13 protein-coding genes are annotated in these 19,337 nt (G+C 44.5%); 9 read left to right on the top strand and 4 right to left on the bottom strand.

Annotated features, from left to right (window positions below):
* Positions 1-156 precede the first annotated feature (156 nt).
* Positions 157-1,872: an acetyl-CoA C-acetyltransferase gene (locus B2866_RS00710; protein WP_296189547.1), complete on the bottom strand. Its 1,716-nt coding sequence runs from the start codon at positions 1,870-1,872 to the stop codon at positions 157-159.
* A 479-nt stretch (positions 1,873-2,351) separates the two neighbouring features.
* On the opposite strand from B2866_RS00710, the gene B2866_RS00715 reads away from it, so the two are divergent.
* The 4 genes from B2866_RS00715 to B2866_RS00730 all read left to right on the top strand — a co-directional run bounded on the left by B2866_RS00715 (position 2,352) and on the right by B2866_RS00730 (position 7,181).
* Entirely contained in the window at positions 2,352-3,752 is a 1,401-nt protein-coding gene (locus B2866_RS00715) for a 3-oxoacyl-ACP reductase (RefSeq protein ID WP_296189550.1), read from the top strand.
* Positions 3,753-4,058: 306 nt separating this feature from the next.
* A complete protein-coding gene (locus B2866_RS00720) occupies positions 4,059-4,973 on the top strand; it encodes a MaoC family dehydratase (RefSeq protein ID WP_296189553.1) in 915 nt (304 codons plus the stop codon).
* A gap of 99 nt (positions 4,974-5,072) precedes the next feature.
* The gene (locus B2866_RS00725; protein ID WP_313474484.1) at positions 5,073-5,582 is read left to right on the top strand and encodes a beta-lactamase hydrolase domain-containing protein; all 510 of its coding nucleotides are present in this window, start codon (positions 5,073-5,075) and stop codon (positions 5,580-5,582) included.
* 168 nt (positions 5,583-5,750) lie between these two features.
* The gene (locus tag B2866_RS00730) at positions 5,751-7,181 is read left to right on the top strand and encodes a serine hydrolase domain-containing protein (RefSeq protein ID WP_296189558.1); all 1,431 of its coding nucleotides are present in this window, start codon (positions 5,751-5,753) and stop codon (positions 7,179-7,181) included.
* A gap of 133 nt (positions 7,182-7,314) precedes the next feature.
* Here B2866_RS00730 and B2866_RS00735 read toward each other — a convergent pair whose 3' ends face one another.
* The 3 genes from B2866_RS00735 to B2866_RS00745 form a co-directional block, all read right to left on the bottom strand.
* Positions 7,315-8,568 carry a cation:proton antiporter gene (locus tag B2866_RS00735; RefSeq protein WP_296189561.1) on the bottom strand — a complete coding sequence of 418 codons (1,254 nt, stop codon included), beginning with the start codon at positions 8,566-8,568 and terminating at the stop codon, positions 7,315-7,317.
* A gap of 212 nt (positions 8,569-8,780) precedes the next feature.
* Entirely contained in the window at positions 8,781-10,691 is a 1,911-nt protein-coding gene (ilvD, locus tag B2866_RS00740) for a dihydroxy-acid dehydratase (protein WP_296189564.1), read from the bottom strand.
* Between the two features lie 179 nt (positions 10,692-10,870).
* Complete coding sequence (locus tag B2866_RS00745) at positions 10,871-11,638, bottom strand: hypothetical protein (protein WP_296189566.1); 768 nt, start codon at positions 11,636-11,638, stop codon at positions 10,871-10,873.
* Between the two features lie 247 nt (positions 11,639-11,885).
* Here B2866_RS00745 and B2866_RS00750 point away from each other — a divergent pair, with 247 nt between their 5' ends.
* From B2866_RS00750 to B2866_RS00770, 5 genes are all read left to right on the top strand, one after another.
* Positions 11,886-12,323: an HIT family protein gene (locus B2866_RS00750; RefSeq protein ID WP_296189573.1), complete on the top strand. Its 438-nt coding sequence runs from the start codon at positions 11,886-11,888 to the stop codon at positions 12,321-12,323.
* A gap of 297 nt (positions 12,324-12,620) precedes the next feature.
* Positions 12,621-14,675, top strand: coding sequence for a BCCT family transporter (locus B2866_RS00755; RefSeq protein WP_296189575.1), 2,055 nt, complete (start codon positions 12,621-12,623; stop codon positions 14,673-14,675).
* 189 nt (positions 14,676-14,864) lie between these two features.
* Positions 14,865-16,904: a BCCT family transporter gene (locus B2866_RS00760; RefSeq protein ID WP_296189577.1), complete on the top strand. Its 2,040-nt coding sequence runs from the start codon at positions 14,865-14,867 to the stop codon at positions 16,902-16,904.
* Between the two features lie 171 nt (positions 16,905-17,075).
* Positions 17,076-18,113, top strand: a complete 1,038-nt coding sequence (gene dusB, locus B2866_RS00765; protein ID WP_296189579.1) for a tRNA dihydrouridine synthase DusB — start codon at positions 17,076-17,078, stop codon at positions 18,111-18,113.
* 168 nt (positions 18,114-18,281) lie between these two features.
* Positions 18,282-19,169: an SDR family NAD(P)-dependent oxidoreductase gene (locus tag B2866_RS00770; protein ID WP_296189581.1), complete on the top strand. Its 888-nt coding sequence runs from the start codon at positions 18,282-18,284 to the stop codon at positions 19,167-19,169.
* The last annotated feature ends 168 nt before the right edge of the window (positions 19,170-19,337 follow it).

Consider the following 19,337-nt stretch of genomic DNA (forward strand, 5'->3'; position numbering starts at 1 on the left):
TTACAATAAGGCGATGAGTGAGCCGTGTTTGCTTGTTGCAGTCATTTTTTCAGCCACAACAAAAAACACCCTTTAATCATCAGATTAAAGGGTGTTTTAAAAGCTTAACGCTATTTATTAACTAATGGCTTATTGCTAATGACATCAGTGAGAATATTATTTCTCTAAGATGCAAGTCACACCTTGCCCGCCAGCGGCGCAGATAGAAATAAGCGCGCGACCTGAACCTTTTTGGTCTAACAATTTGGCAGCAGTGGCTAAGATACGACCACCGGTTGCGGCAAACGGATGACCTGCGGCAAGTGATGAGCCATTGACGTTTAGCTTACTACGATCGATAGAGCCTAGTGGTGCATCAAGACCCAAACGCTCTTGGCAGAACTTCTCATCTTCCCAAGCTGCTAGCGTCGATAGCACTTGTGAGGCAAACGCTTCATGAATTTCATAGAAGTCAAAATCTTGCAGCGTTAAACCAGCGCGCTCAAGCATACGCGGTACCGCATAAGCTGGCGCCATGAGTAAACCTTCTTTATCGCCAGATTTACCGATAAAGTCAACGGCAGCCGTTTCTTGATGAACGATGTATGCTAGTGGTTTAAGACCACGCTCTTTGGCCCATTCGTCATTGGCCAATAGCACACAAGAGGCACCATCGGTTAGCGGCGTCGAGTTAGCGGCTGTCATGGTTGGGTTGGCGTTCTTTTTGCCAAACACCGGCTTTAACTTAGCAAGCTTGTCTAACGTCGTATCTGGGCGTAAGTTATTGTCGCGAGTCAAACCTTTGTATGGCGTGATTAGGTCATCAAAGAACCCTTCATCATACGCGCGTGCTAGGTTTTTATGGCTATTGAAAGCAAGCTCGTCTTGATCTTCACGGCTGATGTTCCACTCAAGAGTAGTAATCGCTTGATGGTCGCCCATGGATAAACCCGTACGCGGCTCGCCATTTTGTGGTGAGTCGATCAAATCTTTAGGATTTAAGCCCATTAATGCTTTTAGACGTTGTTTATTGTCTTTAGCGGCGCCCAATTTAATCAATACTTTACGTAAACCATCGCCAACGGCGATAGGAGCGTCAGAAGTCGTATCAACACCGCCAGTAATGGCTGAATCGATGATACCAAGCGCGATTTTATTGGCAGAAGCAAAGGTTGCTTGCAAGCCAGTACCACAAGCTTGTGAGATATCATACGTTGGCGTATGTGGGTTCAATGCCGTACTTAGCGTTGCTTCACGTGTTAAGTTGATATCACGGCTCAATTTCATCACCGCGCCAGCAACCACTTCACCAATTTTTTCGTCTTGTAAGTTAAAGCGTTCAACCAAACCATCTAACGCTGCGGTTAGCATGTCTGTGTTGCTGACATCTGCGTATGTACCGTTTGAGCGAGCAAAAGGAATACGGTTGCCGCCTAAGATAGCCACGCGATGTTGCCCTGAGCTTAGGCCAGTTTGGCTTGATTTTTTGGCCGTCGTAGCAGTTGTTTTTGTCTCAGCAGTGTCAGCCTTTTTATTGGCATCTTTAGCCGCGCCATCATCTTTAGTCTTAGTAGTGGCAGTGTTTTTGCTGTCTTTCGTGCTTTTTTCAGCGCTGCTATCTTTTTTAGCATCATCTTTTTTCGAGTCATCTTTCTTAGCGCTGTCTGTTTTAGTATCCGCTGTTTTGGCATTCGACTTTTTATCGTCTGCTTTTTTTGGCTCGGCCGTTTTTGAGTTTGCCATTGTGTCAAAAACATTTGGCTGCTTGGCGTCTTCAGTTGTTGCTTTTTTGGTTGCTGCGTCAGTCGCTGTATCGGTATTTTGGCTATCACCAGCTTTTACAACGGTCGTTTCAACAACAGGACTATCAGGGTGATTGTTTTTAGTACTCATAATATTATCCTTAAAAAATATGGGTAGAAAATAAAAGGGAAAAACAAAATAAAAATAAAAGAGAAAAACATAATACACGGCAGAGAAGCTTAGCATAAGGCGCTTTTTACGCGCTTACTGTATCTCTTTAGCAAACGATGTGACGCTAATTTTAAGCTCAGGCAATCAATGCTAGCCATCAATAGCTACGGATTATACTGGTTAGTATTGATTAATAACATTGCATAACGAAGCTTTTGATAATATATTGTTATCTATAAATGCATTTGCCATAACTTATACGTTAGATTTTAACATAAGTGGGGTGTTTTTAACGCGAGAAAAAGTTGCTATCTTGTATACTGGCTTGTCTACAGATTATGATAGACAGGCGCAGCTTTTGGACTTGTTTTGCATGGAAGTGTATAGTTACAGCAGTTTTTAACCCGTTTACTCATATTAATAATTTTTTTTCTTCTCATTAATTATAGGATTATATTATGTCAGACCGTTATGGTGATTTTGTGCAGTCTTCTATTGGCCGAAAAGTGGCAAAAAATTTAGGGTTGCCGATGCCAGTAGAGCTAGACCGTTTTGATAGTGGTCAGCCGTCAGTACGCGGTAGTGTATTGGTTGGCCGTGCTGATGGCGACAATACTGCCATCAGCGAATCAGTTGCCCGTATTTTGTCAGATTTGCACGCTGATGTATTTGTAAATAGCCGTGATGCAGTAAAAGACGCGCTGGCTGATGCAGGCGTGAAAGCCAAAGCCAATACCGGCGGCGATGACAAGTTTAAAGTTTTATTGTTTGATGCCAGCAATATCAGTAATGCTGATGAGCTCAAACAAGTGTATGAGTTCTTTCATGCAGTAGCGCGCCGCGTCGAAAAATCAGGTCGTGTTATCGTTATCGGTCGTCCACCAGAAGATTTGAGCGATATTGAGGCGGCATTGGCACAGCGCTCGCTTGAAGGTTTTGTGAAATCTGTCGGTAAAGAGTTTAAGCGCGGTATCACCGCCCAGCTTATCTACGTGGCAGAAAGCGCTGAAAAGAACCTAGACTCAACGTTACGCTTCTTTGCCTCAGCGCGCTCAGCTTATGTGTCAGGACAAGTGGTACGTGTTACCAATGGCGACAACGTTGATGTCGATTGGACGCAGCCCTTAGGCGGTAAAACTATGCTGGTCACTGGCGCAAGTCGCGGTATCGGTGAAGCTATTGCTCGTGTGTTGGCACGCGAAGGCGCCCATGTTATCTGCCTTGATGTACCGCAGCAGCAAGCGGACTTACAAAAAGTTGCCAGCGAAATCAGTGGCTCTGTATTAACCGTCGATATCACTAGTGAAGAGGCAGGTAAAGAAATCGCAGAAGCGGCGCAAAAGCGTGGCGGTTTAGATGCCGTTATTCATAATGCAGGCGTGACCCGTGACAAGACACTGGCAAAAATGGATGAGAAAAAGTGGGACATGGTTATCAACATCAACTTGGGCAGTATTGCGAAGCTGAATCGCTACTTGCTAGATAATGATGTACTAAAAGACCATGCCCGTATTGTTTGCGTCTCATCTATCTCAGGTATCGCTGGTAACCTAGGTCAAAGTAACTATGCTACCTCTAAAGCGGGCGTCATTGGTTTGGTAAATGCGACTGCTAAGCAGCTAGAAGATGGCTCTAAAGGCATGACTATCAACGCTGTAGCGCCAGGATTTATCGAAACGCAAATGACAGAAGCCATTCCGTTTGCCATTCGTGAAGCTGGTCGTCGTATGAACTCAATGAGCCAAGGCGGCTTACCAATAGACGTTGCTGAAACCATTGCATGGCTTGCGTCACCAGCTTCTGGTGGTCTAAATGGCAATATCGTGCGTGTTTGCGGTCAAAGCTTGTTGGGTGCATAATTGATAAAATATAGGTAGAATATTGCTTGATAAATGACTAAATAATATCGAGTAAGCCTGTATTAAGTAGGTAAGAGGGACAAGATTTTTAAATCGACCTCACATATGCTTACGAAAAATTGCTGATAAATTGTAATAAAGCTGCCCGAGGGTGGCTTTTTTATGATAAAAACAGGTATGAATAAAAGCATGTGCCAGTAAATGAATGAATAAACGAACAAGCAGACAAAAGAATGCTTCGCTGTTTACAGATAGTCAAAAAATTTGCTCCAGCCTCAGTTAGCTCAACCCCATTTAGGATTTATTATGTCAGACAAACATTATGATGCGTTGCCAAAAGCGCATACCACCTATGCCAATATCGTCAAGAGCCTATTGCCTATCGGTAATAACGACAAGGTTAGCCGCGATCAGTTGCCACAAGCGACGTATTATGTAGACAATTTACACATCGACCAAAGCAATCTTGATGATTATCGTAAGATTTGTGGTTTCGCCGACAACGGCAAAGTGCCGATTACCTATTTTTCTGTTTTATCACAGACGTTGCAGATGAATATGATGGTCAAAGAGCCGTTCCCCTTTGCTATGCTAGGTTTGGTGCATGTGGATAATAGCGTGACACAGTATCGTCCTATCGGTGAGCGTGAAACGGTAGCGATGGCAGTGAAGTTTGATAATTTGCGTGACCATGCGCAAGGCCAGCAGTTTGATTTTGTCACCACGGTGAAATCACACGACGAAGTGATTTGGGAAGGCACCTCTACTTATTTGTCACGTGGCAAAAAATCAAGCAACAAAGATAAAAAAAGTACGCCGCGTCCAGTGACTGTTAAGCCTTTAGTAAATGAGGAAGGCGTGCACAGTATCTTTGAAGTACCAGAAGATATCGGTCGTCGCTATGCATTTGTTTCAGGTGACTTTAACCTTATTCACTTGCATCCACTATCGGCACGCGCATTTGGTTTTCCAAAAGCCATCGCCCACGGTATGTGGTCAAAAGCTAAGTGCCTCGCCTTGATGGATGAGTTACCAGATGCTTGCACGGTTAATGTATCATTTAAGCTACCTATCTTTTTGCCAGCAGAAGTAGAGCTGATCGCTGAGCCGATAGCAGCGTTGAAGAGCCCAACCGATACTTGCGAGTTTGGCTTATTTAGCGCTAAAAACGACAAGCCGCATCTTGCTGGAGTGATTAAATTGCAAGACGAAAACAAGTAGATTGCATCATACTTTTAACCTTTATATTTTACCAATCAATTATTCATTATGACTTTACATGAAAATGCAAAAAGCGTAGCTGAGTCTAATAACTCAGCTATGATAGACCAAAGCGTTGTCAATGAGCAAAACGACGCTAACGAACAAAACGCTATAGATAACGGTATCAATTTAGCAAGTATCTTTGAGCCTTATTTTCGTCCAGAGGCAAATACTATCGTATGCGGCGCCCTCAACGATGAAAAAGTCGCTGCTTTAGCGGCGGCTGGCGTCGAGTTAGTGCTTAACTTGCAGCCAGATGAAGAGCTAAATTTTGATGAGCGCGCGGCGGTAGAGCGCGCCGGTATGCATTATGAGCAGCTACCTATCAGCGGGGCTAACGATTTAAAACAGTTAAATATATTGGCATTTGATAACATCTTGCGTCAGTACCACGGCAAAAAAACCGTCATGCATTGTGGTTCTGGTAATCGCGCTGGCGCGGCTGTAGCACTGCGTGCGGGCTGGTTACGTGGACGCAAAATGGATACGGCTTTGGAGCGCGGACGCAGTCATGGTTTGACGAAGCTGGAAGAAGAGGTTCATAATCGTTTATTGGTTCCACGCTAGACTCATGGCATACTAACTATGTATGACAAACTGTACACGCTACATATGAGCGACATGCAACAAAGAGGCGACCAATAGGTTGCCTTTTTTATGAGCAAATTTCGTCATTAAGTAGTTAAGCAGTTTTTTGGATATAAGAAGCATTTTTATAAATAAAGCGAGTGAAGAATGAAAAATAATAATGAAAAATCTGATAATCAAAACGTCAATACGTCTATTGATCCTGTTATTCAGCAAAAATTACAACAATTATTAACGGATTTACAGCTTGATGACGCGCCAGCTGGCGGTACCTTGGTGGTTTATCAAGCAGGGCAATGTATTGCTCAAGCCAGTGTTGGGATGGCGCGCGTAGATTTATCATGGAGCGCCGATACTTTATCGCTGAATTTTTCAACAGGGAAAGGGGTGTTGGCGACATTGGTGCATGTGTTGGTCTCCGAGCACATGCTCGATTATGACCGAGCGATTGCGGATTATTGGCCCGCTTTTGCCGCGCAAGGAAAAGGGCAGATTACTTTGCGTAGCGTCATGTCACATCAGGGCAACTTGTTTTCGATTCAAAGTATCGATGTCGATAATGACACAGTGCTTGATTGGCAGCTCATGCTAGAAAAAGTTGCCGCTATGCCAGTAAAAGCGCCTGAAGACGGCGCGTTATATGAGAGTGCTTATAGCGCCTTGGTTTATGGTTGGGTACTGGGCGGCGTGATAGAAGCTGTTACCCATATGTCATTAGCTAACGCCTTGCGCCATTACTTGACAGCGCCGCTAGGGATTGCAGACAGCTGTTATTTTGGGGTACCAGACGATAAAGTAGATGAAGTGGCTCATTTGGTTAAATATTTTCAAACAGCAGAGCAAGAAAGTAATCAACAGCAGTCGCAAGCGCGACCCCGCCGCAGCAAACCTGTGTTAAGGGCAGATTCTGAAAATACTTTGCGCATTTATTCAAATCTACCAAGCTATGCTTGTTGGCAAAAAATAGCGCTAACCAATCAAGAAAGCGCAAATGAAAGTAAAAATGAAAGTATAAATGAAAGTATAAAGGCAGATGAGCTACTTAGTCTCGATACAGCAAAAATCAACCGTTTATACTTTAATAACAGTCAGCTTAATCTAAACAATTATAAATCAGCCCTCGTACTGGCTAATAAACAACCTATCGATTATTACGATAAACGAACGCTACAAGCCATTATTCCCGCTGCCAACGGCGTGGCGTCAGCGCAAGCATTAGCGATTATTTATGCCATGCTAGCTAACGGCGGCAGATGGCAGGGGCAGACATTGATTGACGACGCAACATTTAAGCGACTCTCTACCCCGCAAACCACTGGTATGGATGCGGTGATGCCGGCGAAAATGAACTGGCGCTTGGGCTATCATCGCAGGTTTAGTATGTGTCAAAGTGAAGCTTCTGATATGAGCGCGCAAGGTTTTGGGCACATGGGTTATAACGGTTCGGTTGCGTGGTGTGATCCTGCACGGCAATTGTCATTTGCCTTTATCCATAATTTTGATATAACGATGCTCAATGACGTCCGTCAGTTTGCGCTAACGGAAGCGGTATTAAGTTTAATTGATGCTGAAATCTAGTAGACGTGACTCTTGAACTTACCTCAATATTCTTGTTGCCCGTATGAAAAATAGAAATACAGATGCTTAAAGGATAAGCAGCAAGATTATAACTCACAAAATACTTGAGATAGGCGTCCAAAATTATCCATGGCTATCCATGGCGCGGCTTATTAGGCGTGAGCTTAAGCAGCCTTGGGGAAATCAAACCATGAATAAAGATAGAGGCTAAAATGACAATTGAGCAGACTATCCAAAGTTTAACGGCGTCTACTTCATCAAAGAAGCCTTGATTGAGGGCGTAAGACAGATAATATAAGGTGCCAATACCGCGTATACCGAGCGCAGAAATGGCATATTTTTCAGTATAGGGCAGCTTTAATCCTGATAGAGCAATCAATCCGCCAATCGGTCGAATCAATAATAAAAAGGTAAAGCTGACGATATAGACGCGCCATGTCAGCTCAACGCCAGCTTGCAGTCCTTGACCTAAAAACATACCAAAAACCACAAGAACTAAGGACATCAGTAAGCCCTCTGACTGCTCAGCGAAATCGTGCAGCTTTTGATGATAACTGTGTTCACGCTCCGAGCGCCGAAAAGCAAAGGCGGCGACAAATACCGCAATGAAGCCATAGCTGTGCACATATTCTGCCAAACCATAAGCCAGTAAGGTGAGCGCTATCACCACATAACCTTGAGAGATGGTGGTATTGTGGCTGTATTTTGAAAACACCAATTTTGCCAGCACTTTACCAACCACAATTCCCACTATCAAACCTGCGCCAATTTTCCACAGCACATCAGTCGTAAACCATGACCACAGCATCTGACCTGTGAACTGCTGGCCGCTACTATAAGCTTCCGCTACTTTAATCGCCAGATAGACAAATGGGAACGCCAAACCGTCATTTAACCCTGCCTCTGAGGTCAGCGTAAAGCGTGGTGTATCCTCGCCGCCAGTATTGGGCGGTCCGACTTGGATGCTAGAGGCGAGTACAGGGTCGGTCGGAGCCAGTACCGCACCGAGCAAGATGGCCGCACCTAATGTCAAACCAAAAGCATAATAGCCTAAGAGCGCCATCGCAAAAATACCAATCGGCATGGTGATAAGTAGTAAGCGCACAGTCGGGCGCCATAGCTGCCACGACAGCTCGGTATCAATTTTGATACCTGCACCGACCAGTGATACCAACACCACGATTTCGGTCAGTTTTTCGATAATTAAACCGTTATCCATCGGGTTTAAAAAAGACAAGCCCGTCCACCAATAGCCCATGAGTAGACCAAAGCTTACTTGCAGCATGGGCAGCGAGATGGGCGTACGTTTAAAAATAATAGGAAATAGTGCCCCGAATAAAAAGGCAATACCGCAGACCAATAAGAATAAATTATAGTTTTCAATCATAAGGTTGGTGCACGCTATTTTTTGGTTTTAAAAAGATAAAGTTAGAAGAGGTTCAATCGCTATTAATAATGACGGCAAAACCTTTTTAATTCCGCAAAAAAACGTTATCAGAACGGTGGCAGCGTTGTTTTTTGGTGAAAAAAAGCCTGCATGGCGCAGGCTTTGGATCACTCTATAAGGTTGTTGAAAAATAATTGTGTTTACAGAATTATTTAACGCTCAACTTGGCTGACATCACGTACCGCACCGGTATCGGCACTGGTGGTCATTGCTGCATAAGCACGTAGCGCAGGAGAGACGTGACGCTCACGGCTCACAGGTTTCCATGCATCACGTCCACGCGCTTCCATCTCTTCACGGCGCGCAGCAAGCTCGGCATCGCTGACTTGCATATTGATGGTACGGTTTGGGATATCAATGTGAATGGTATCGCCTTCTTGTACTAAACCAATCGCGCCACCTTCAGCTGCTTCCGGGCTGGCGTGACCAATGGATAAGCCTGACGTACCGCCAGAGAAACGACCATCTGTGAGTAGCGCACACTCTTTGCCCAAGCCTTTAGACTTAAGATAAGTGGTTGGATAAAGCATCTCTTGCATACCAGGCCCGCCTTTTGGCCCCTCATAGCGAATAATAACCACATCGCCGGCGACAATTTGCTCATCAAGCACGGCGGCTACGGCAGCGTCTTGTGATTCAAAGATACGTGCGCGTCCGGTAAAGACCAAGATACTTTCATCGACGCCTGCGGTTTTGACCACGCAGCCGCGCTCAGCGATGTTGCCGTATAGTACCGCAAGACCACCATCGGTTGAGTAAGCATGCTGCGCACTACGAATACAGCCTGACTCACGATTGACGTCAAGGTTTGGCCACTCTTTTGATTGCGAGAAGGCCTGCGTGGTACGGACGCCACCAGGAGCGGCAATATAGCGCGCTCGTGCCTCAGTATTATCAGGATTCATGATATCCCATTTATCGATGGCATCTCTCATGCTTGCGCTATGAATGGTTGGGATATCGGTGGTCAGTAAACCGGCACGGTCAAGCTCGGCAAGCAGTGCCATCACGCCACCAGCACGGTGGACGTCTTCCATATGATATTTTTGTGAGGCAGGAGCCACTTTCGATAGGCAAGGGACACTACGACTTAGACGGTCAATATCATGCATTTTAAAATCAACTTCCGCTTCATTGGCGGCGGCAAGTAGGTGCAAGATAGTATTGGTCGAGCCACCCATCGCGATGTCTAAGCTCATGGCATTTTCGAAGGCGGCTTTGGTAGCGATAGAGCGTGGTAACACCGAATCATCGTCTTGCTCATAACGGCGCTTGGCCAATGATACAATCGTACGGCCCGCTTCTAAAAACAACTCGCGGCGTAACGAATGCGTGGCCAATAGCGAGCCGTTACCCGGTAATGATAAGCCTAATGCTTCGGTCAAGCAGTTCATTGAGTTGGCCGTAAACATCCCTGAGCATGAGCCGCAAGTTGGGCAAGCTGAGCTTTCAATGGCTAAGACGTCTTCATCGCTGATATTATCGTCGGCGGCATCCATCATAGCATCGACTAAATCAAGCTTACGGATGGCATTGCCTTTACTATCGGTCGTGTGCACATCGCTGCCACCATCATTATTATGGCTATGAGCGACAGTGCTAGCGATGACCTTGCCCGCTTCCATCGGGCCGCCAGAGACGAAAACAACAGGGATATTGAGGCGCATGGCTGCCATCAGCATACCAGGAGTGATTTTATCGCAGTTAGAAATACAGACTAGGGCGTCGGCGCAGTGAGCATTGACCATATACTCAACCGAGTCCGCAATCAAATCACGGCTTGGTAATGAATACAACATCCCGCTATGACCCATGGCAATACCGTCATCGACCGCAATGGTATTGAACTCTTTTGCCACGCCGCCCGCTTTTTCAATCTCACGTGCAACCAATTGCCCCAAATCTTTTAGATGCACATGACCGGGGACAAACTGGGTAAAGGAGTTGGCAATGGCGATAATTGGTTTGCCAAAGTCGCCATCCGTCATACCCGTCGCACGCCATAGGGCACGCGCGCCTGCCATATTACGACCGCCAGTAGAAGTTTTTGAGCGATAATCCATGTGATATTCCTTACAAATAAGCGAGATTTATAAATGTCTGCAGCATCCGCTGTCATACGGATAGTGTGCTTTTTATGCCATGCGAGCACTAGTGAATAATACTAAGGCGTTACCATACCATTAGATATGGATAACTGAAAATCATTAACCAATAATCATAAAGACTTGAGGGTCAATATTTAAACGAGGCGCTCTAAAATAGCGCTCTCAAACCAAGGCAACTCGGCTTTATCGGTTTCAAGTTTGGCGATGACGACTAAGGCGTGAGGCGCTGGCAAGAATTGATAGTCAGGACTGGCAGCAATAGTCAGTAGCTGTTGATCGTTTTCGGCTTGTTCATCAATACTGATAAGTGTTTGCTTAGTATTCTTATAAAGCACATCAATACGACCAAAAAACTGCCACTCTTTAAAGGCAGCAGTAAGCGCATCGGCTTCATCTTTAGTATAAATTTGCTGGGTTTCTTTACCAGTATTGGTCCAATGCAGACGTACGGCCAATTGCAGCGCTTCGCTAAACACCACCAACGAGCCAATCACTTTGACATGCCAAGGGCTGGTGATCAGCGCCTTATCAATACCGATAAGTTTCGCCGCCTCGTCAGCTGTCATGGGGGTATTAAACTGGGCAAGTAGGGCAGGTGTTAATGGATAAGTTTGTTTAATGCTGTCGTCTAAACTGTCGTAATGATACAAAAAGGGCAGTGGCGTATCCTGCGTCATGATTTTTTTGCTGATTTTGCAATTATGGATACGCCAACTGATCGCTTTATCGGTTAATGCCTCAGCTAAGATGATGGCGTTTGGTTCAATGGTTGACGGCGCGCTATCTTCAAGCGTTTCATTAACCGCAGTCTGATGACTCGTAGCGTCATAAGCGTGGTCGCTATGAGCGTCAATGGTGTTCGATGATTGGGGCGATTGGGTTGGCAAGGCAGTCAAATCCATAAACCTGAGGTGATTAAAATAGAGGATTAATATAACATTTAAAGCGCACGGCTCGCCAATAAATTAATCGTATCACTTATAGAATTGTTGGTAGCAAAACTCAGTAAAATTGAAAGTGGCTAGTGAATGTATCAGCCACTTGTACTCAAGCAATATTTCGTCCACTATATTTGCTGAGCTATTTACTCTTTAGTACTGACAACCAATTGATGACAACTAATTACTAATAAAAGGTTAAGGAATAAAAATGAGTCAAGATACCCAAACCAAATACGATGACAATAATATCTTTGCCAAAATGCTTAACGGTGATATCCCTTATCATAAAGTTTATGAGGATGACAAAACCCTCGCCTTTATGGATATCATGCCGCAAGCAAAAGGTCATGTACTGGTCATTCCTAAGCAAAAAGCCGTTGATTTAGTCGACCTTGAACCAGAATATGCCGCAGCAGTACTGATGACGTCCAAAAAAGTCATGCAAGCGCAGCGTCAAGTATTCGAGCGTGAGGGTATTATTCAAATGCAGTTAAATGGCGCACAAGCCGGACAAACTGTTTTTCATTACCATGTGCATCTAATTCCATCGAGCATTCATGAGCTAGGTCGTCATGCGGTCACGCAAGCAGATCAAAGTGAGCTTGCTGAGATGGCCAAGCAGTTAGCAGGCGCTATTAAACCTTAATGTCTTAAATTGACCATTCATAATGCAACCATCAAAAAAAAGGCAGCTAACAAGTTGCCTTTTTTATTGCTGAGTAATAGTCATGTAACAAACGTTAAAATAGTGTTACGAGTCAGGCACTTGCCTAGGGTTTTTGCAGAGAGTGTGATAAAAATTATATTTGTTTTATAAACGGTTTAATAAGAGCCGAACGAGATACTGCCTCTATTCATACAAATTTATAAAGTAGGCGATCTTACTTCTCTTGTTGTATTTAGCTTTCATATTTATTGTTATTTTTTGAGGACATCATTTTTTATGAGTAAATTACCTCGCTCTACTATTTTGTTGCCAGTATTCGTGCCAGCCGCAACCATTATGTTGTTATTAGTGATTGGCACAGCCCTCAACCCTGAAGCTGCGGGTGAGTTGTTCAGCAAAGTTCTTGCTTTTACCACCGATACTTTCGGATGGTTTTATATGTTGGCAGTTGCCATATTTTTGATGTTTATTATTGCCTTAGCCTTCTCGCCGTATGGCAGTATTAAGTTGGGCCCTGACCACGCGGATGCTGAATATAACTTCCTTGAATGGTTTGCAATGCTATTCTCAGCGGGGTATGGCATTGCCTTACTGTTTTATGGCGTTGCAGAGCCAGTATTACATTTCGCCAGTCCACCCCTGTCCACACCGCAAACTATTGCGGCGGCAAAAGAGGCGATGCAAATTGCTTATTTTCACTGGGGTTTTCATATTTGGGCGATTTATGGTGTGGTTGGCTTGTCACTAGCGTATTTCTCGTTTCGGCATGGTCTGCCATTGTCCGTGCGCTCAACCCTTTATCCACTAATCGGTGACAAAATCCATGGCCCTATCGGGCATACCGTTGATGTTTTTGCGATCGTCGGTACTATGTTTGGTATCGCCACCAGTTTGGGATTGTCGGTCGCGCAAATTAATGCGGGTCTAAATTATTTGTTACCAAATACGGTGCCAGTTAGTACCACGGTGCAAGTTATTATCATTGCGTTGGTGACGGCGGCGGCACTCGTTTCTGTATTAGCCGGTATGGACAAAGGGGTAAAGCGCCTATCTATCTTAAATATGGTGCTTGCCACTGCTTTGATGTTATTTGTGTTTATTGTTGGGCCTTCAGTATTTATTCTAAATGCCTTTATGGAAAACACAGGCAGCTATTTGGGCAATATCGTCGAGCGTACCTTTAGTTTACAAGCATACCAATCGAGTGATTGGATCGGTAGCTGGACACTATTTATTTTTGCATGGACCATTGCTTGGGCGCCTTTTGTTGGGCTATTTATCGCCAAGATTAGTCGTGGTCGTACCATTCGTGAGTTTGTCCTTGGCGTGATGCTGGTGCCAACCTTATTTACTTTCTTTTGGTTCTCTGTATTTGGTGACACCGCTCTGCATATGATTATGGTCGATGGTTATGAGGCGCTGATTAGTGAAGTGCAAAACAACCAAGCTATTGCATTATTTAAGCTGTTAGAGCAATTACCATTTACCCAGATTGTCTCGTCATTGACCGTGGTGTTAATCATTACCTTTTTTGTGACCTCATCGGATTCGGGCTCATTAGTGATTGACTCGCTCGCGGCGGGTGGACGTAGCGATACGCCATGGTGGCAGCGTACGTTTTGGGTCGTCACTGAGGGTGTAGTCGCTGCAGTGTTACTTATTGCAGGTGGTTTGAGTGCATTACAAACTGCCGCTATCGTCAGTGCTTTACCGTTTGCGGTGATTATTTTGATCTCGACCTTTGGCATGTGGCGCGCGCTGCGTATCGAAGGTCATCGTAATGAGAGTTTGGCCAACGACAATCATTTACCGCCGCATTTATTGAAATTGGATGCTTGGCGCGACCGCATTGATTATATGACCAATCAGCCAACGCGCGATAAAGTTCTGGGTTATATCAAAGGTACAGTGTTATCGTCGATGCATGAGGTGGCAGAGAAATTTGCCGAAACAGGTTGGTTGCCTGAGGTTAATTATGATGAGGTTAATGATCGCGCGGTACTGGAATTAAGACGCGGGGATAATGTGGAGTTCTGGTACGAAGTGCGGTTGTCAGAGCATGAGGTGCCTGATTATTACACCGAAGATATGGCCAATGAATTACCACAAGAGCATCACCATCGCGCCGAAGTCTATTTGCGCCGTGGTGGTCAGACTTATGATCTATATGGTTATCAGTCAGAATCGGTGATTAATGACATCATTGATCAGTTTGAAAAGTACCTACACTTCGTTAATGTTTCGCCAAATATATTGCCGTGGCGTATGCAGCAGCATGATGACGATATTACGCTGGAGCAGGGCAGTGTGTTTGATAAAAAGGGCAGCTAAACAGCTGCCTTTTTTTATGAAATGGCGATGTTTTATCAATATTCATGGTGTAATGGACAAAACAACATTTTTTATCATTATTAAATAATGTAACTACTGGCTTGGTGCTTTAAAATTTATTTGAATAACTGAGTGTTATAGAACAGTATTAGACGCATACCCAAATTTAAGTTTCTTTGAGAATTTTTTATGAGTAAATCTCGTTCTACTATTTTGATGCCGGTATTCATACCGACAGCTATTGTTATGATTTTATTGGTCATAGGTGCCTCTGTGAATCCAACGGCGGCTAGCAATCTCTTCGGTGAAGTGCTGAGCTTTACCACGGCCACATTTGGTTGGTTTTATATGCTAGCAACCGCGCTGTTTTTGATGTTTATTGTGGTGTTGGCGTTCTCACCCTATGGTTCCATCAAACTAGGACCTGACCATGGTGAGGCGCAATATAACTTTATTGAATGGTTTGCGATGTTGTTTTCGGCAGGGTACGGGATTGCTTTACTGTTTTATGGGGTGGCTGAGCCGGTCACGCATTTTGCGACGCCGCCGCTATCAGAGCCCCAAACCGTGGCTGCAGCAAAAGAAGCCATGCAGATTGCTTACTTCCATTGGGGCTTTCATATTTGGGCAATTAATGGCGTCGTGGCCTTGACGCTGGCCTATTTTGCTTTTCGTCATGGTCTACCATTATCAATGCGCTCAACGCTATATCCTATTATAGGCGATAAGATTTATGGGCCTATTGGCCATGCGGTTGATGTGTTTGCCATTTTGGGTACTTTATTTGGTTTGGCCACCAGTCTGGGTATTTCAGTGTCGCAGATAAATACCGGTTTGAATTATCTCGTACCAAGCATTGCAGTCAATACAACCGTGCAAGTGATTGCCATTGTCTTGATTACGGGGCTGGCCTTGATATCTGTGCTGGCTGGTATGGACAAAGGGGTCAAACGCTTATCTATATTAAATATGATACTGGCAACGGCGCTGATGCTGTTTGTATTTGCGGTAGGGCCGACGATATTTATTCTCAACGCCTTTATGGAAAATACCGGTAGTTATCTGGGTAATATTGTCGAGCGTACCTTTAGTCTACAGGCGTATCAACAAAGCGACTGGATCACCAGTTGGACGCTATTTATTTTTGCTTGGACTATTTCTTGGTCGCCTTTTGTCGGTATATTTATTGCCAAAATCAGCCGTGGTCGTACCATTCGCGAGTTTATCGTTGGCGTCATGCTAGTACCTACCATCTTTACTTTCTTTTGGTTTGCGGTGTTTGGTGATACAGCATTACATATGATTATGATTCAAGGCTATGACTCGCTTATTACTGAAGTACAAAATAACCAAGCGATTGCCTTATTTAAGCTGCTTGAGAACCTGCCTTTTACCCAAGTAGTCTCTGCCCTTGCCGTCGTGCTTATTATTACCTTTTTTATCACCTCGTCTGACTCAGGCTCTCTTGTGATTGATTCGTTAGCAGCCGGCGGTCGTAGTGATACGCCAGCGTGGCAGCGCACGTTTTGGGTATTAATACTCGGCGTTGTTGCTTCGGCGCTGCTCTTAGCAGGTGGCCTGCAAGCGCTGCAAACAGCGGCTATTGTTAGCGCCTTGCCCTTTACGATTATTATTTTGATTGCGATGTTTGGCATGTGGCGAGCGCTGCGTATCGAAGGTCATCGCAATCAAAGCTTAGCTAATGACAATCATCTACCGCCGCATCTGTTGAAACTAGATGCGTGGCGTGACCGTATTGATTACATGACTCAGCAACCAACGCGCGATAAAGTATTGGGTTATATTAAAGGTACAGTCTTATCGTCGATGCATGAAGTTGCCGAAAAGTTTGCCGAAACCGGTTGGTTGCCTGAAGTAAATTATGACGAAGTCAATGATCGCGTAGTATTTGAGTTACGCGGCGGCGATAACGTCGAGTTTTGGTACGAAGTGCGCTTATCAGAGCATGAAGCGCCAGATTATTATACAGAGGCCATGGCCAATAAATTGCCACAAGAGCATCATTATCGGGCGGAAGTTTATTTGCGCCGCGGCGGGCAAACCTATGATTTATATGGCTATCAACCGGATTCAGTGATTAACGATATCATTGATCAGTTCGAGAAGTATTTGCACTTTATTAATATATCACCTGATATTTTGCCGTGGCGTATGCAAGTACATGATAATGACATTACCTTAGAGCAGGGCAGTGTCTTTGATAAGTAAAGTTTGATAAGTAGCCTTTGATAAGTACTATATTTTATAAGTAGTTTTTTCTATAAATAAACATTTTGCCAATCAAACTCTAGGTATTAAATGATTGACTTAATCACTTGCAATATGCGCACGAACCCTTAGAATAACGGCTTGTTTTCACTACGAATCAAGCCGTTTTTTATGCCTATAAATAATATAGAGTCTAATCAATCATCAGCACAAACTGCGAATGATCATCCTTTATTGCAGCCATTGGTCATTGGCGGCTTGACGATTGAAAATCGTCTGATGGTTGCCCCGATGGCTGGCGTGACCGACAATCCGTTTCGTCGACTGTGTAAGTCATTTGGGGCAGGGCATGCAGTCAGCGAAATGATCATTGCTGATACGGCGCTTTATGCGCGCAAGAAATCACTCTATCGTGCCAATTTTGATAACGAAATAGCGCCTATTTCTGCCCAAATAGCAGGCGCAGAACCTGATAAATTGGCAGAAGCCGCACGTTATCAGATAGATAATGGCGCACAGATTATTGATATCAATATGGGCTGTCCGGCTAAAAAAGTGTGCCGTAGGTTAGCGGGTTCTGCACTGCTGCAAGATGAAGATTTGGTTGCGCGCTTACTAGATGCAGCAGTAGGTGCAGTCGATGCGCCTGTCACCTTAAAGACGCGCTTGGGTTTTGAGAATGGGCGTGAGAATATTTTGCGCGTTGCCAAGCGTGCAGAGCAAGCGGGTATTGCCGCGATTGCCATTCATGGGCGTACACGTGAGGACATGTATAGCGGCGAGGCGCGTTACGAGCTGATACGTGAGGTCAAAGAAAGCATCAGTATTCCTGTGATTGCCAATGGCGATATCGATAGCGCGCAAAAAGCGCAGCGTGTCTATGAGCTGACCGGTTGTGATGCGGTGATGATAGGGCGTGCTGCGCAAGGGCAGCCTTGGATATTTCGCGATATCGAGCATTTTTTGCGCTCAGGAGAGGTGCTTGCGGCACCAAGCGTGAGCGAGATAAAAGAGATTGTCCTAGCGCATTTGCAAGAGCTATATGAGTTTTACGGCGAATATTCAGGCTGCCGAATTGCTCGCAAGCACATTGCGTGGTATACCACCGGCATCCCTAATTCCAACGCTTTTCGCCAAGCCATGTATGGTGAAGAGAGTACCGCTGGGCAGTTTCGCGTGGTCGAAGACTTTTTACACGCGCACGAATAGCAAGAAAAAACGGTCAGTTTAAGCAATACACTTGATAATAAATACCTAACTGCTAATATTCATGATATTAAATGCATTTTACGGCTTATTTATTAACTTCAATCCAATTATATTTGTTATGCTTTAGGCGAACATTAACGGAAGTATCATTTACGAAAAGGATCTTTTATGGCCAACCCCTCAAAAAAAGCAATCAGCAAAGCAGTCAAAGATAAGCATATTATTATCACAGGGGCATCAAGCGGTATTGGTGAGCGTACGGCCTATCTGCTCAGTGGATGCGGCGCTCATGTTATCTTGCTGGCACGTACCGAAGACAAATTAAAAGCTGTTAAAGACAGTATCGAGGAGCTTGGTGGTAAAGCTACTTATTACCCTTGTGATCTGACCAATATGGATGATATAGAAAAAGTCAGCGCGCAAATTTTGGCAGATTTCGGTCATGTAGATGTCTTGGTCAATAACGCTGGTCGCTCTATTCGTCGCTCGGTACACGAGTCTATAGATCGCTTCCATGATTTTGAGCGTACCATGGATATCAATTACTTTGGCGCCGTTAAAATAGTTCTTGGATTTTTGCCGACCATGATTGAGCGCCAGACCGGTCAAATCGTTAATATCTCATCGATTGGTGTGTTGGCGAATAGCCCGCGTTTTGCCGCTTATGTCGCCTCGAAATCAGCATTGGATGCCTTTAGCCGCTGCTTGGCTGCTGAAGTGAAGGGCGATAATGTTACGATTACCAATATCTTTATGCCGTTGGTGCGTACGCCGATGATTGAGCCAACTAAGTTATACCGCTACATGCCTGCGCTTATGCCTGATGAAGCGGCAATGATGGTTGCCAAAGCGATTGTCCATAAACCAAACAGTATTGCCAGTAACATGGGTAAATTTGCCTCAGCGACTTATTCATTAGCACCAGCAATTAACGTTGGTATTCAATCGATGGGTTATCGTATTTTCCCAAGTACCCGCGCTGGATTGACGAGTGATAAAAAACCAAATATTGCTCAGCGTGCCTTTGCCAGAATTCTACCGGGTGAGCATCACTAAGATAATATGTCTTATCAATTCTTAGATTAACACATGAAGTGCAATACCAAATGTGAGGTGAAAAAAAGACCTAGATGCGCTAGCATCAAAGTTTTTATCCACCGACCAAAGTGAGATTGCAACCATGAACTATACGCATCTAAGCCTAGGGGAACGATATCAGATTTA

Origin of the sequence: Psychrobacter sp. UBA3483 (assembly GCF_002377905.1) — a bacterium.
Classification (GTDB): Bacteria; Pseudomonadota; Gammaproteobacteria; order Pseudomonadales; family Moraxellaceae; genus Psychrobacter.

Excerpts from the sequence above, each read along its gene's own strand:
- B2866_RS00760 (WP_296189577.1), top strand. The coding sequence starts at position 14,865 with ATGAGTAAATCTCGTTCTACTATTTTGATGCCGGTATTCATACCGACA.
- B2866_RS00735 (WP_296189561.1), bottom strand. The coding sequence starts at position 8,568 with ATGATTGAAAACTATAATTTATTCTTATTGGTCTGCGGTATTGCCTTT.
- B2866_RS00730 (WP_296189558.1), top strand. The coding sequence starts at position 5,751 with ATGAAAAATAATAATGAAAAATCTGATAATCAAAACGTCAATACGTCT.
- B2866_RS00750 (WP_296189573.1), top strand. The coding sequence starts at position 11,886 with ATGAGTCAAGATACCCAAACCAAATACGATGACAATAATATCTTTGCC.
- ilvD (WP_296189564.1), bottom strand. The coding sequence starts at position 10,691 with ATGGATTATCGCTCAAAAACTTCTACTGGCGGTCGTAATATGGCAGGC.
- B2866_RS00710 (WP_296189547.1), bottom strand. The coding sequence starts at position 1,872 with ATGAGTACTAAAAACAATCACCCTGATAGTCCTGTTGTTGAAACGACC.
- B2866_RS00725 (WP_313474484.1), top strand. The coding sequence starts at position 5,073 with ATGATAGACCAAAGCGTTGTCAATGAGCAAAACGACGCTAACGAACAA.
- dusB (WP_296189579.1), top strand. The coding sequence starts at position 17,076 with ATGCCTATAAATAATATAGAGTCTAATCAATCATCAGCACAAACTGCG.
- B2866_RS00770 (WP_296189581.1), top strand. The coding sequence starts at position 18,282 with ATGGCCAACCCCTCAAAAAAAGCAATCAGCAAAGCAGTCAAAGATAAG.
- B2866_RS00745 (WP_296189566.1), bottom strand. The coding sequence starts at position 11,638 with ATGGATTTGACTGCCTTGCCAACCCAATCGCCCCAATCATCGAACACC.
- B2866_RS00720 (WP_296189553.1), top strand. The coding sequence starts at position 4,059 with ATGTCAGACAAACATTATGATGCGTTGCCAAAAGCGCATACCACCTAT.
- B2866_RS00715 (WP_296189550.1), top strand. The coding sequence starts at position 2,352 with ATGTCAGACCGTTATGGTGATTTTGTGCAGTCTTCTATTGGCCGAAAA.
- B2866_RS00755 (WP_296189575.1), top strand. The coding sequence starts at position 12,621 with ATGAGTAAATTACCTCGCTCTACTATTTTGTTGCCAGTATTCGTGCCA.